Here is a 13,668-nt window from a genome sequence, read left to right as displayed (position 1 = left end):
GTTACATTTGAAAGAGAAGAAATCCTGCACAAATTATCTCTTACCTCTATCCGGTTGCACCTATGAAGGGTTTAGTACTCTCTGTTATTCTGCTATTTATAGCAGCCGGTACGGTATTGGGGCAGCAGCAGCCCCAGTTCACTCAATACGGATTTAATGGCATGTACCTTAATCCAGGGTACGCTGGAGTGAAAGGTTTCGGTGAGATAACTACCATCGGCCGCTATCAATATGTAGGATATAATGCCTCGGTAGATGCTGGTGGCTCCCCCCAAACCTATCTGCTTTCGGCCTCCTTACCCATTAAGTTGTTGCGGGGGGGATTAGGTATCAATATCTATAAAGATAAAATTGCACAAACGGATGTTACCTCCGCTAACTTATCCTACGCATATCATATAGCTATAGGAGAGGGTGTTCTGGGTGTGGGCGTACAAGGAATCTTTTCCAATATTCATCAGGGGAATTTTCGTCCTGCCGAGCCTAACGACCCGGCCGTACCGGAAGAAAGCTCCGACCGTAAGTTAGATGCCGGACTAGGGGCATGGTATGAGACCGAAACTCTGTATGCTGGCCTAAGCGTTAATAACTTATTGAGGGCAAAGTATAAATTCCAAAATGCTCGCGGAGCAGATTCGGCAAGTGTTGTTGGGGAAAACCACGTCTATCTAACCGGTGGCTATAATATTCAGGCCTCCTCCTCCGTTGTGGTAACACCTACCGTCTTGGTAAAAATGGTATTGCCTGGTAAAGTGGGTGATGCTGGTAAATTCTCCCAAGATAAAAGCTCCTTTGAACTAGGCGCTAGAGCTACCTTTAATGATAAATATTGGGGTGGCGTTGGGTACCGTTTTCAGGAATCCTTTAATGCAATACTCGGCATAAGTTTTGCAAAAGATAACGCTTTTAAAGTGGGCTATGGATTTGATTTTATAGCATTTAACCAAGATGCTCGTGCATTGAGCTCTCATGAAATAATGCTTTCTTATCGACTCCCTAAGCCTAGTAATATTCTGCGCCCCGCCATCCGTACCCCTCGTTATAGCTTTTAGGCCTTCTTCGTATATTAAGCGTATAGCTGGGGTAGGATAAAGTAAATCGAATGTATTCCCCTGCTACAGCTGCAAGGAGTTGAACTACTTCGATTTATCCCGTGTAAATAGGGTTTCAAAGGCAAGTTGGTAATGTTAAACGAATAACTTGTTTGCGTTTGTTTAAAGTACTAAATTTGCCAGCTGTAAAAATTGTAATCTTTGGTTATCGCCTCCTAGTAAGTCTTTCGGTTCCTGACTATGAACAAGCTTTTCGTATTGCCTCTCGTCGCCATGTCGGCACTGCTCCTGGGAGGGTGTGGTTTTGGTAAAGGGCCTCAGGGCGACCTATACGGTTCTGAGGATCGGCCTGAGTTCAACCCTCAGGAAGTGCCTTATGGCATGGTACCTTGCCCCGGTGGAACCTTTCACATGGGCCAGACCGACCAGGATATCTCTGCCTCTATGGTGAACATGAACAAGCAGGTAACTATTGCCGGCTTCTACATGGATGAGACCGAAATTACTAACAATGAATACCGCCAGTTCATGGATGCTATCCGGCAGGATTCCATTGACGTGCTAGGCGAAGAGTATGTGATGACTGAACTCTACCCCGACACTACGGTTTGGGTACGGGACTTCACCTACCACATGGGTGACCCCCTGATGGAGTATTACTATACCCACCCTGCCTTCGACGACTACCCGGTGGTAGGTGTAGACTGGTTTGCAGCTAAGTATTTCTGCAACTGGCGTACCAAGCACAAGAATGCAGCTAACGAAGAAGTTGGTCTGGCTCCTACGCCAAACTTCCGTCTTCCCTCCGAGGCTGAATGGGAATATGCCGCTCGTGGTGGTCGCGACTTAGCTACCTACCCTTGGGGTGGTCCCTACCTGCGCAACTCCAAAGGCTGTATGCTGGCTAACTTTAAGCCCGGACGTGGTGACTATGCTTCCGATGGGTATGCTTATACCTCACCAGTAGGTGCGTTCTTCCCGAACGACTTTGGCCTGTACGATATGTCAGGCAACGTATCAGAGTGGTGCGATGATGCTTATATGGAAGCTTCCGTACCGGTAGTATGGGATTTGAACCCAACCAACCCGGATGATAACGAACCCCGCAAAGTAGTGCGTGGTGGTTCCTGGAAAGACATTGCTTACTTCCTGGAAACGGGTGCCCGTAACTTTGAGTATCAGGATTCTGCCCGCTCTTATATTGGTTTCCGCACAGCCATGATTCAAATTGGCATGGGTACCAACAACGCCCTGAACTAAGCCCTCTTTCGTTCCAACTTATTTAGTGTTTTAACAACCTTCACCTTTCTTTTCAACAACACAAGTACAATGGCACAAAAAGGCGGCAGTTTTCTATATGACGTATTAATGCCGAAAATTTACGGCATTGGGGCAGCAGTAGTAATCGTGGGAGCACTGTTCAAAATTGAACACTGGGCCGGCGCTGACTTAATGCTGATTGTGGGCTTGAGCACGGAAGCTGTCATCTTCTTCCTGAGCGCATTCCAACCCCAGCACAAAGAGCACGACTGGTCACTGGTGTATCCTGAGCTGAGCGAAGGCTATGACCCTTCCACTAATAGCAATAGCTTCTCCACGGATAACGGCAAAGGCCTGACCCGCAAGCTGGACGATATGCTGAAAGACGCTAACGTAACGCCCGAGGCTATTTCTTCCCTGGGCCAAGGTCTGAATCGTCTGAGCGCCACTACGCAGCAATTGTCCTCACTGGGCGAAGCTACTAACGTAACCGACGAGTACACCGCTAAGGTGCGCACCGCTGCTAACTCACTGGAGCGTATCAACGAAGCTTATTCTAACACGGTAGAGGCCATCACGGCCATGTCAAGCGCTACCTCGGATGCTAAGGAATACCACCTGCAAGTGCAGAATGTAACCAAGAACTTGGGCGCCCTGAACGCAGTGTACGAAATGGAGCTGCAGGATGCCAACACGCACCTGAAGTCGATGAACAAGTTTTATGGCACCCTGAGCCAGGCCATGGAGAACCTGACCGAGGCTGGCAAAGAGACCGAGCAGTTCAAGCAGGAAGTAACCAGCCTGACCACGAACCTCAACTCCCTCAACCGCGTGTACGGCAACATGCTGAACGCTATGCGTGCTACCAGCTAAGCTAGCTGCTGAGTAGTAAGTGCATTAAACGTTTCAGTTCCACTAGTTTTAGAATAGGAAGATACAATGGCGGGAGGTAAGGAAACTCCACGGCAGAAGATGATAGGCATGATGTACCTGGTACTGACTGCGCTTCTGGCCCTACAAGTAAACTCCGCGATTCTGCTCAAGTTCAAATTTTTGGACGACAGCTTGCTCGGAGTAAATGGAAAAACGGCGACAGCTAACGAGGGTGCCGTAAAAGGCATTCAAGCAACGGTTGCTAAAAACCGGAACCAGGCTCGTGACCTTGCCATCTTAAAGCAAAGCGAGGATGTGCGGGCCAAGACCACTGATATGGTCAGCTACCTGCGCGATATTCGGGAGAAGCTATTGGTTGCCACTGAGAACCAGGGCAAGAATGCTTTCAAGAATATGAGCATGGAAGATAAAGTTGCCATCACTATGATTGGTGGCAAAAAGAATGGTCTTGCCTATCCCCTGAAAGATAAGCTCAACGGTTACGCTACTTATATCAAGCAATTTGTACCAGAGGCCGGGCCACTGGCACTTGATGCTAACGAGGACCCGAACGTTTTGGAGCCCAGTCAGAAAAGCAAAAACTTTGCTGAGCTGAATTTCGAGAATACGCCTATTGTAGCTGCTCTGGCTACTCTTTCGCAGAAAGAAACGGAAGTACTGAAATACGAGTCAGATGCTTTGAATAAGCTGGCTTCGCAGGTAGGTGCTTCTACCATTGTATTTGACAAGGTAAGTGCCTTTGCCAGTGCTGAATCGAATACGGTTGCAGCTGGTACCAAGTACAAGGCGGAACTGTTCCTGACGGCCTCTGCCAGCAACCTGCGTCCTTCCATGACCCTTAACGGCTCGCCGCTGCAAGTTGGTCCGGATGGTAAAGGCAAGGTAGAATTCACGGCCCGCCCTGGTAGCTTTGATGCCTCCGGCAACGCTAAAGCTTCTTGGACTGGTACGATTCGCTTCAACCAGAACGGCCGCGATACAACCTTCAAAGTAACTGTGCCTTATACGGTTACCAAGCCGGTTATGCAGATTCAGTCGGCTTCGGTGCAGGCACTGTACTTCCGGTGCGGCAACAAGCTGAGTGTACAGGTTCCCGCACTGGGCCCGCAGTACGATCCTAGCTTCTCGGCTTCGGGTGCTGCTGCTATCAAAGGTTCTGCAAAAGGTGAGGTAACGCTGGTGCCAAACTCACGTGAGGTAACTTTAAGCGTTAGCAGTGGTGGTAACCCCATCGGTTCGCAAACCTTCCAGGTTCGCCCAATTCCTAAGCCGGAAATCAAATGCGTAGTAGGTGGCCGCGAAGCCAACGAAAAGCAAGGTACGCCCATCACGGCTGTTCGGAACATGAGCCTGAAGGCTATTCCAGATGCTGGCTTTGCTACCTTCCTGCCTGATGATGCCCGTTTCCGGGTAACGCGCTACGAGCTTACGCTGGTACGTGGTAAGCGCCCTGTTGCAGGAACACGCACCATCAACGGCCCCGATGCTAACCTGAGCGACATCGTAAATACTGCCCGCGAAGGTGACCGTCTCTACATTGAGGTAAAAGAAGTGCAGCGTATGAATTTCCAGGGTAACACCGAGGAAGTAAAAGTGTCGAAGCAATTCAATATTCCGCTGATCTAAGCGTTCCTCTTCTGAACTTAGTGTTGCGCTTTTTTGATTATCTGGTATGAACAAATTCCTCTCCTTCGCCGCCCTGGCGGCCGGCCTGACGCTGTCGGTGGCAGCTTCGGCTCAGGAACAAGCCACCACCGCGAGCAGCAACGGCTCGTATCGCCCGATTCCGAATTCGGACATCATGTTCCGGAAGACTATCTGGCGTGCCATTGACCTGCGCGAAAAGCAGAACAAGCCAATGTTCGCTGAAGGCAAGGAAATCACCCGGGTGATTATGGAAGCCGTAAAGCGCGGCGAGCTGCAGGCTTATCGTAACGATTCGCTGACTACCACCTTCACGCCTCAGGAAGCTTCCAGCAACATGTCATACGCTGAAGCCAGCGCTGGCTTGAGCGAGGAAGAAAAAGCAGCCGGCTTTACCGATGCTGACGCTGGTTTTGGTGCCTCTGATGATGGTTGGGGAGCCCCGGCCGCTAAGAAAGGTGCTAAGGGCAAAAAGGCAGTAGCGAAAGCGGCTCCTGTTGCTCCTGCCAGCTACGAGTACCGCCCCAAAGACATCTATCAGATGGAATTGAAGGAGGATATGATCTTTGACAAGAAACGGTCACGGATGTATCACGACATCAAAACTATTACGCTGCTGGTGCCTTCCACGCTTTCTTCGAACACCTCTGGCATTGAAAAGCCGATTGCTACGTTCAAGTACAGTGACCTGGTGCGTGTATTCCGCAACAACCCGGATAAGGCCATCTGGTTTAACCCCCAGAACGACGCCCAGCATAAGAACCTGGCCGATGCTTTTGAGCTGTGGCTGTTCAACTCGTATATCGTAAAGGTATCTAACCCGAACGATTCCCGTCTGGACGACATCTACGGTGGTGCTCAGCAAGGCATTCTGGCTTCTCAGCAAGCTGCGTCTGACCTCATTGAATACGAGTATAACCTGTGGAGCTTCTAAGCTTCTGCGTATGTGCTAAAACAAAAAGCCCCGGCCAACTGGTCGGGGCTTTTTTTATGATGTTTACCGTCTTAATCAGCTTTCAGAAGGTGTATCTGGTTGGGCGAAATAATCCAGTAACACGCGGGCTTTGGCTTTGCCTACCTCGGCAACGAGCTCAGCCTCCGTTAGCTCCTTTATCTTCTTTACTGATTTAAACTTGGTAAGGAGCTTATCAGCCGTAACGGGGCCCAGTCCTTTTACATCCGTCAACTCGGTCTTCAGAGTAGCGGCGTCGCGACGGGAACGGTGGAAGGTAATGCCAAAGCGGTGGGCTTCGTCGCGCATGCGCTGAATAAGGCGCAAGGTTTCGCTCTTTTTGTCAATGTACAGGGGCAAGGGGTCGTTAGGTACATAAATTTCCTCCAGGCGTTTGGCAATGCCGATGATAGGAATCTGGCCCCACAGGCCCAAATCCTTCAGTGCTTTTACACCCATCCCGAGCTGGCCTTTGCCGCCATCCACAATAACGAGCTGCGGTAGGCTGGCGCCTTCATCCAGCAAACGACGGTAGCGACGGGTCACGATTTCGTACATCGAATCGAAGTCGTTGGGCCCAACGACGGTTTTGATGTGAAAGTGTCGGTAGTCCTTCTTGCTGGGCTTGGTATTGCGGAAACAGACCATGGCCGCCACCGGGTTGTCGCCCTGAAAGTTAGAGTTATCAAAGCACTCGATATGCTTGGGCAAGTCTTTCAGCCGCAGGTCCTTCTTCATGGTTTCCATGATGCGGACTTCGTTTACATCCTTGCTGCGGTCATTCATGCTCTCCTTTTCCTTACGGAGGTACATGACGTTCTTGATGCTTAACTCCAGTAGCTTGCGCTTATCCCCAATTTGGGGCTGCGCAATCGTTACGCCGGGCAAAGGCAGTTCCGGCAGTGCCACGTTGGCTAGAATCTCCTTCGACTGGCTCTCGAACTCTGCCCGCATCTGCATCACCATGGAAGCTAAAATCTCGTCATCGGGCTCATCCAGCTTCTTCTGCACTTCTAAAGACTGTGTGAGAATGATACTGCCGTTCATCACCTTCAGATAGTTGATAAAAGCCAGCTTCTCATTTGAGGCAATGCTGAACACATCAATATTGGAAAGCGAAGCATTCACAATTGTGCTTTTCGCCTGGAAATCATCCAGCCTATCAAGCTTCTGCTTGAACTGATGCGCCAGCTCGTACTGCTGTTCCTGTGCTGCCTGGGTCATTTTCTCCCGGAAGTACTGCTTGGGAATGGTCAGGTTGCCGTTCAGGATGTTGCGAATTTGCTGAATATACAGGTTGTAGGTTTCCTCATCCTGCAGCCCTTCGCAGGGGCCCTTGCAGTTACCCAAGTGATACTCCAGACAAACTTTGAATTTGCCCGCCTCTATATTCTGCGGAGCGAGGTTATAGGTACAGGTACGAAGCGGATAGAGCGCCCGAATCAGCTCCAACAGGACGTTCATGGACGTTAAGTTGGCATAAGGGCCATAATAGCGGCCGTCGCCGGGGCGTTTGTTGCGGGTCGGAATCAGGCGCGGGAATCGTTCGCTGGTGAGCAGCAGGTAGGGGTAAGTCTTGCCATCCTTTAGGAGGATGTTGTACTTAGGCTGATGCTGCTTGATGAGGTTGTTTTCCAGCAAAAACGCATCCGACTCCGAGTCGACAATAGTAAACTCAATGCGACGGATGTTCTTGACCAGCTGAATGGTTTTCTTGTTGTGGTCCTGCTTGGTGAAGTAGCTGCTTACCCGTTTGCGCAGGTCAATAGCCTTGCCCACATATATAATACTGTCCTCCTCATCAAAGTACTTATAGATACCAGGACGGTGCGGCAACTGGCGGATTTGCTCTTGTAATTGGGCGTTGGCGGCCATAAAATGCTAGAAGATGACTATTGCGGAATACTCCAAATCCGGCTTTTTGTTTGGGTGGGGCCGTGTGGCTGGGCCCATTCTAAGAAAGCAAAAGTGGCAGATGTAGAACACCTGCCACTTCTGTTCTGCACCCTGGGGGCTGAAATTAAATGTCCTGATCGTTCAAATCCTGCAAGTCCGTCTGGTTCAGCTTCTGATCTGAAGGAATGGTATCCCGCTGCCCGCCATAGTAGCGCGAGCAGTCGATTTCCACGCTAAGCGGCTGCGCGGGCACTGGGAAATCGGCGGTGCTGATGCCGATTTCCTTGTTGTGCGCATACACCTGCTTCATGAACAGCCCATAAATAGGTAGGGCCAGGCGGGAGCCCTGCCCATAGGCACCCGTGCGGAAGTGAATGCTGCGGTCTTCGCCGCCCACCCACATGCCGCACACCAGGTCAGGGGTCATGCCCATAAACCAGGCATCAGAGTAGTTGGAAGTGGTACCGGTTTTGGCCGCAATCTGGTTCGGGAACTGGAACCCGCCACGCAGAATAATAGACGTACCGCCTTTTTCTTCTACCGCGCCGCGCATCATATAGGTCATGAGGTAGGCAGTTTCCTCGCTCAGTGCTTCTTTGGTCTGGGGCACAAATTCGCGCAGCACGTTACCATTCTTGTCCTCAATGCGGGTAACCATCATAGGAGCCGTCCATACCCCTTTGTTAACGAAGGTGCTGTAAGCTCCGCTTAGCTCGTAAATGCTGACGTCGCTGGAGCCAAAGCCCACAGCGGGCACTGCTTCAATGGGAGAGGTAATGCCAAGGCGCTTGGCGTAGGCCACTACGGTTTCCGGGCCCAGCTTCTGGACTAGCCAGGCCGTAATGGAGTTCATGGAGCGGGCCAGGGCCTGCCGCAATGTAAACGTACGGCCCGAGAATTCTCCCTCAAAGTTCTGGGGAGTATAAGCTGCCCGACCGGCTACAGCGGGAAAGGTCGTAGCCACGTCGGGGCGTTGGTAGCAGGGCGAGTAGCCCTGGTCGATGGCGGCTACATACACGAAGGGCTTAAACGTGGAGCCGGGCTGGCGCTTGCCCTGCTTCACGTGGTCGTACTTAAAGTACTTGTAATTGGTGCCGCCCACCCAGGCTTTTATCTGGCCATTCAGCGGGTTCATCGCCATAAAGCCGGCATGCAGATAGCGCTTGTAGTAGGCCAGGGAGTCCATCGGCGACATCAGCACCTCTTTCTCACCCTTCCAGGTAAATACCTTCATCTTGTACTTCTTATTGAGATAGTACTTGATGGAATCAGGCTGGCCTTCGTAGCGGGCGGCCAGCGCACGATACCGCTCGGTGCGTTTTATAGCCGTATTGAGAAAGTTGGGAATGAGCTTGCCGTTCTCATCGCGCCAGGGTTGCTGGCCTTTCCAATGAGCATCAAACCACTTTTGCTGCAGCTTCATGTGGTCGGCAATGGCCGTTTCCGCATACTTCTGCATGCGGGAGTCGATGGTGGTATAAATCTTTAGGCCATCAGCGTACAGGTCGTGGTCGGTTTCCTTGGCCCATTCGCGTAGCATTTTGCTCACCTCCATGCGGAAATAAGGCGCAATACCCTCGTTCTGATTTTCCACCTTGTAATCCAGCTTGAGGGGCTTGGCCACTGCTGCAGAGTAGGCAGGGGGCGTGATGTAGCCGTACTTCTGCATCTGACTCAGCACCCAGTTGCGCCGCTTTACGGACCGCTCCGGGTTGCGCACCGGGTTAAACCACGACGGACCGTTGACCAAACCCACCAGCAGCGCCGATTCTTCCAGCTTCAGATCCTGAGGGCGCTTATTAAAGAAGGTTTTAGCCGCTGTATGCACGCCAAACGCATTCGAGCCATACTCCGCCGTGTTCAGGTACATGCGCAGAATCTCGCGCTTGGTGTAGTTGCGCTCCAACCGTACCGACAGAATCCACTCTTTGGTTTTGGTGATAAGCATGCCGATGCCCGGTGTGTCATTCAGGCGGCCATCGTTTAAATCTTCGCGGGTACGGAACAGCATTTTAGCCAGCTGCTGCGTGAGCGTACTGGAACCCCGTCGGATGCGGCCCGTGGCTACATAATATGGAATGGCTGCCATGCCTTTCAGGTCGATGCCCGAATGGTTTTCGAAGCGTACGTCCTCGGTGGCAATCAAGGCATCAACCAGGTTCTGAGGTAAGTCGTCGTAGTCAACCGGGGTACGGTTTTCGCGAAAGTATTTGCCCATCAGGGCACCATCAGCCGAGTATACCTGAGAGGCCAGCTCACTTTTGGGATTTTCCAGCGTGCGCAGGTTAGGCATGCTGCCAAACAGGTTTAGCAGGTTAACGCTAACAGCCCACACGTACACAACGGTGCCTATTACTCCCAGCGCGAGCAACGTCCATAAGGTGCGGGTGAAAGCGGCAAAGCGGCCGGAGCGAACCGGCTTTCGGGGAGCAACTTTAGGCTTGGCAGTAGAATAAGCCATTGGAGACATTTAAAAAGCAAAATCAAGTGCCAGCATTATCATCAGATAGCAGCACACTGCCGCAAATTTACGGACGATATACTTGCTGGTAAAAACGGAGGTATTCTTCCACGTCCTTACGTTGAAGCAGGATAGGTACATTCTCAATTCCTACAATCAGGGTTTGGTAACCCACGCCCCGTAAGCGGCCCAGGGGCCCCTGCGGGCCTCGCAGCTTTAGCGCATAGCTTTGGGCCACCTTGGCACTGGCTAAGGGCTGTACCACAATCAGCGACAACGAATCCGTAAGCGTCTGTTGCCGGACCTGTAGGTTGCCGGCGCGGTAGAAGCGGTTATTGTAGGTGCCAAGCTGGCCGGGCAAGTCCTTTAGCAAAGGCGAGTTTTGAGTTACTACCAGGACCACCGCATGCGCCCCGCTGGTACCGGCAGCATAAGGGGACGCCGGTGCTGCCGGGGGTGTTGGGTCTGCAGCGGGCGGTATAGCAGCGGCGGGAGTGTTTGTAGACGTAGTAGGGCTTGTGGCAGGCACACCTGCCCGGGTTGTCCGGGTAGAATCAGGAGTAGGAGCAGACTTTGCCGGAACGGTACCAGCTGCTGCAGGTACCTTGGTATTAGGTGCCGCCGAAGTAGCAGGAACCGCAGTTGTAGCAGAACTGGGTGTTAAAGTCGTACCGGGCGCAGGCTCATTATAGAAAATCCGTAATCGGTTATCTACCTCACCGGGCCGGAAATAGGAAACCGTAGGTTTTTGGGCCGAGGCCAGTGCCCCAGGCAACTGGCCTTGCTCGTAGCGAGTAAAGGTGGCTAGCAGGGTCTTCGCATCGGTGGCCAGGGGGCTGTTGGGGTAGTCTTTCAGGAAGCGCTCTACTTGCGGCTTAGTGGTGGCGGGGGCCTGCGTGCGCAGCGCCAGCAACAAATCCATATAAGCCAGTCGGTCACTGTAGTCACTCTCCGGATATTTCTTGCGCGTGCGGGTCAGCACGGCACTGGCCTTTTTAAACTCTTGCTTTTTATAGAAGGTGAAAGCAGAATCCAGCTGTATACTCACCCCAGCATTAGCAACCGACATGCGGCGCAGATACTCCGGGTCGGCTACCAGCCGGGCGTAGGAAGTAGTAGGGTATTCCTGACGCAGGCGTTGGGCGTAAGTTTCCGCCTTGGGGTCCTGTTTGTCGCGGTAGAGGAGGTAGAGGCTATAATATACCTCGGGCATGTGCGCGCTGCGGGGAAAGCGGCTAATCAGGGTTTCATAAGTGGTAATAGCGCGGTCGGGCTCCTTTAGCTGTTGGGAGTAAATGGCGCCTAAAGCGAATAAAGCTTCTTCTATCTGTTTGTTGGAGGCGGCTAGCTGCCCCGGATCGACGGGAATATTCTTCTGGTACTGCGCTACCAAGGCGGTGAGCTGCGCCGCCGGATCCACGGGGGCCATATTGACTTGTGTGGCATCATTGCCCGCCACTGCTACAGGTACATTGCCGTTCTGTCGGGTAACAGGTGAGTTGCTGGCTTGACTACTGATGCGCCAATTATCCTGCAGCTGCCGGTCGCCCCAGCGCCGAACAAACTCCGAGCGGGCTGTGCTCATGGCGGTGGGGTTATCGAAATACCACTGGGCGCCGGTATTGCTGGCTGTAAAGGCCAACGGATCAATGTCGGGGTTACCACTGCGCACATCACTGACGCCGGTGGCCGTTTGGCGCTGTGCTGCGCGGGCTTGCTGCGCGGCTACCCGTTCCTCGGTCTGCCGGCGCGTGGTTAGCTCAGCCTGGGCATAAGCAGTCAGGCGAGTGAGCAGCGTGGCAGGATCTAGTCGGGCAAGTATTTGCAGGCTGTCCTGGGTAGTCACAATGTTGAGCTGGTTGGCAAATTCCTTTAATATGCTGGCGCGCTCTGCCAGGGCCGCATAGTCCTGGGCTTCGCGGGGCAGCATCTGCATGGTGCTGTCATAATAAGCCGCTGCCAGGGGGTAGCGCTGCAGGTTGTCATAATAAATGCGGCCGGCCAGCAGGTAGGTATAGCCCTTCTGCGCCCGGTTAGGGCCGGCGGCTCTGGCCGATTTCTCCAGCAAGGCTATAGCCTCCGGATAACGCTGCTGGCGGTATTGCAGCCGCGCCATTTCGTAATAAATCTTGTCGCGGTACTCCGTGTTCTTGCCATCCTTCAGCAGCTTGGCAAAGTACTTATCCAGTCGGGCCTTATCAGTGGTGTTCAGGTCGGATACCTGGCCCAGCATCAGCTTGGAGAAGAAGTCCAGCTCATAGGGCGGGTTGCGCTTCAGAATTTGGTTAAGCTGGGCGTAGGCTTGCTTATCATTGCCGGTAGCCTGGTAGAGCTGTGCCAGAATGTAGCGCGTGCGCGACCGTTCATCCTTCGGCTCTATATAAGGTATAGCCTTCTCCAGATTCTCAATGGCCAGGGGCTGATTATCGGTCAGCAGATAATACTGTGCCCGGGTCAGGAACAACTCCCGGGCGTTTACCTCGGTGCCTTTTTCTTTATCCAGAATATCCGATACGGCTGCCGCACTTTCGTATTCCTTGGTAGCCAGGAACGTGCGCATCAACCAAATCAGAGCTTCGTGGCGGGCGTTGGGGTCTTTGCTGGTGGTGTTAACGTATTTAAACGTCTTCACCGCTTCCTCAAACTCCCGCTTGTAGTAGCGGGCCTTGCCAATGAGGATGTAGCTGTCGTCGGTCCAGTCGCTGGCAGCGTGGTGCTGAATGGGGATGGAAGCTTTCTTGATGATGTCCTCCATATCGGCCGCCAGCCGGACTGCCGTAACGGAGTCCACTACGGGGAGCAGCGGTAGGATGCGGTTATAGTCGTTGTTGCGCGTCTTGTAGAGGCTGGCCTCGGTAGCGCGGATCTTTTCCCGGCCTAAGAAGTAGCCATTGTCACGGGCCGCAATATTCTGATAGGTGCGCCCTACCACCGAGGTTCGCTCGCCGGAGGAGCATGCCTGCAGGCAGGCCAGCAGCAAAGCCAGCACCAGTGGGGCAGAGAAAAGACGTAGAGGCAAATAATTTGTCAAAACGGCGGGATAGGCAGTAGGCAAAAGAAAAACGCGTTCCGGCAGCCGATTCGTTCGGCAGCGCGCGGGAGGTATCTTGCACAACGCAGCACTTCGGGTAAAATTACGGGAAATTCCCGGCCACGGCTGTTTGTTCTGCTACGTATAAGATAGGAGCGCAACCGGCAGGAGGCAAAAACTATTTTCTCACCTACTACTCCCGCATCTAATGGCCGATCAACTCCCCTCAGAACCCCCCAAGCCGGCATCGGATAAGATGCGCACCATTGGCAGGTATTCCGGTATGGGCATTCAAATGCTGGCCACTATTGGCCTGAGCACCTGGCTGGGCATATGGCTGGACGGCCGTTTCGGGAGCGGGCCCTGGGGAACAGTGGTGCTCACCCTGCTGGGAGTGTTTCTGGCCATGTATCAGGTTATCCGATCCGTGTCGGAGAAATAGGGGAGAAGTGGACTTGTTATAGGTGGGAGGTACCAG

General features: G+C 52.7%; 9 protein-coding genes. 6 read left to right on the top strand and 3 right to left on the bottom strand.

Translation table 11 applies throughout. The features are described from left to right. Window positions 1-62 precede the first annotated feature (62 nt). From Q4G72_RS00130 to porN, 5 genes are all read left to right on the top strand, one after another. On the top strand, window positions 63-1,052 hold the full coding sequence (locus Q4G72_RS00130) for a PorP/SprF family type IX secretion system membrane protein (RefSeq protein WP_303309406.1): 990 nt from the start codon (window positions 63-65) through the stop codon (window positions 1,050-1,052). A 240-nt stretch (window positions 1,053-1,292) separates the two neighbouring features. Then, window positions 1,293-2,312: a T9SS ring complex lipoprotein PorK/GldK gene (gene porK / locus Q4G72_RS00125; RefSeq protein WP_303309405.1), complete on the top strand. Its 1,020-nt coding sequence runs from the start codon at window positions 1,293-1,295 to the stop codon at window positions 2,310-2,312. Window positions 2,313-2,420: 108 nt separating this feature from the next. Beyond that, window positions 2,421-3,185, top strand: coding sequence for a type IX secretion system motor protein PorL/GldL (porL, locus tag Q4G72_RS00120; RefSeq protein ID WP_303309404.1), 765 nt, complete (start codon window positions 2,421-2,423; stop codon window positions 3,183-3,185). A gap of 66 nt (window positions 3,186-3,251) precedes the next feature. Continuing rightward, complete coding sequence (porM, locus tag Q4G72_RS00115; RefSeq protein ID WP_303309403.1) at window positions 3,252-4,832, top strand: type IX secretion system motor protein PorM/GldM; 1,581 nt, start codon at window positions 3,252-3,254, stop codon at window positions 4,830-4,832. A gap of 46 nt (window positions 4,833-4,878) precedes the next feature. After that, the gene (gene porN / locus Q4G72_RS00110) at window positions 4,879-5,784 is read left to right on the top strand and encodes a type IX secretion system ring subunit PorN/GldN (RefSeq protein ID WP_303309402.1); all 906 of its coding nucleotides are present in this window, start codon (window positions 4,879-4,881) and stop codon (window positions 5,782-5,784) included. Window positions 5,785-5,859: 75 nt separating this feature from the next. On the opposite strand, the gene uvrC is transcribed toward porN, so the two are convergent. The 3 genes from uvrC to porW all read right to left on the bottom strand — a co-directional run bounded on the left by uvrC (window position 5,860) and on the right by porW (window position 13,178). Further along, window positions 5,860-7,677, bottom strand: a complete 1,818-nt coding sequence (gene uvrC, locus Q4G72_RS00105) for an excinuclease ABC subunit UvrC (RefSeq protein ID WP_303309401.1) — start codon at window positions 7,675-7,677, stop codon at window positions 5,860-5,862. Between the two features lie 145 nt (window positions 7,678-7,822). Then, complete coding sequence (locus tag Q4G72_RS00100; protein WP_303309400.1) at window positions 7,823-10,159, bottom strand: penicillin-binding protein 1A; 2,337 nt, start codon at window positions 10,157-10,159, stop codon at window positions 7,823-7,825. 67 nt (window positions 10,160-10,226) lie between these two features. Next, window positions 10,227-13,178: a type IX secretion system periplasmic lipoprotein PorW/SprE gene (porW, locus tag Q4G72_RS00095; RefSeq protein ID WP_303309399.1), complete on the bottom strand. Its 2,952-nt coding sequence runs from the start codon at window positions 13,176-13,178 to the stop codon at window positions 10,227-10,229. Window positions 13,179-13,398: 220 nt separating this feature from the next. Between porW and Q4G72_RS00090 the strand changes: the two genes are divergently transcribed. Continuing rightward, window positions 13,399-13,632, top strand: a complete 234-nt coding sequence (locus Q4G72_RS00090) for an AtpZ/AtpI family protein (RefSeq protein ID WP_303309398.1) — start codon at window positions 13,399-13,401, stop codon at window positions 13,630-13,632. Window positions 13,633-13,668 lie beyond the last annotated feature (36 nt).

This window comes from Hymenobacter sp. BT730 (assembly GCF_030542105.1).
GTDB lineage: Bacteria > Bacteroidota > Bacteroidia > Cytophagales > Hymenobacteraceae > Hymenobacter.
Note: the sequence above shows the minus strand (reverse complement) of the source record. Positions and strands in the feature narration are given on the sequence as shown.

Bases quoted from the DNA above. Each gene is read 5' to 3' on its own strand.
- porK (WP_303309405.1), top strand. From the start codon at position 1,293: ATGAACAAGCTTTTCGTATTGCCTCTCGTCGCCATGTCGGCACTGCTC.
- Q4G72_RS00130 (WP_303309406.1), top strand. From the start codon at position 63: ATGAAGGGTTTAGTACTCTCTGTTATTCTGCTATTTATAGCAGCCGGT.
- Q4G72_RS00100 (WP_303309400.1), bottom strand. From the start codon at position 10,159: ATGGCTTATTCTACTGCCAAGCCTAAAGTTGCTCCCCGAAAGCCGGTT.
- porM (WP_303309403.1), top strand. From the start codon at position 3,252: ATGGCGGGAGGTAAGGAAACTCCACGGCAGAAGATGATAGGCATGATG.
- porN (WP_303309402.1), top strand. From the start codon at position 4,879: ATGAACAAATTCCTCTCCTTCGCCGCCCTGGCGGCCGGCCTGACGCTG.
- uvrC (WP_303309401.1), bottom strand. From the start codon at position 7,677: ATGGCCGCCAACGCCCAATTACAAGAGCAAATCCGCCAGTTGCCGCAC.
- Q4G72_RS00090 (WP_303309398.1), top strand. From the start codon at position 13,399: ATGGCCGATCAACTCCCCTCAGAACCCCCCAAGCCGGCATCGGATAAG.
- porL (WP_303309404.1), top strand. From the start codon at position 2,421: ATGCCGAAAATTTACGGCATTGGGGCAGCAGTAGTAATCGTGGGAGCA.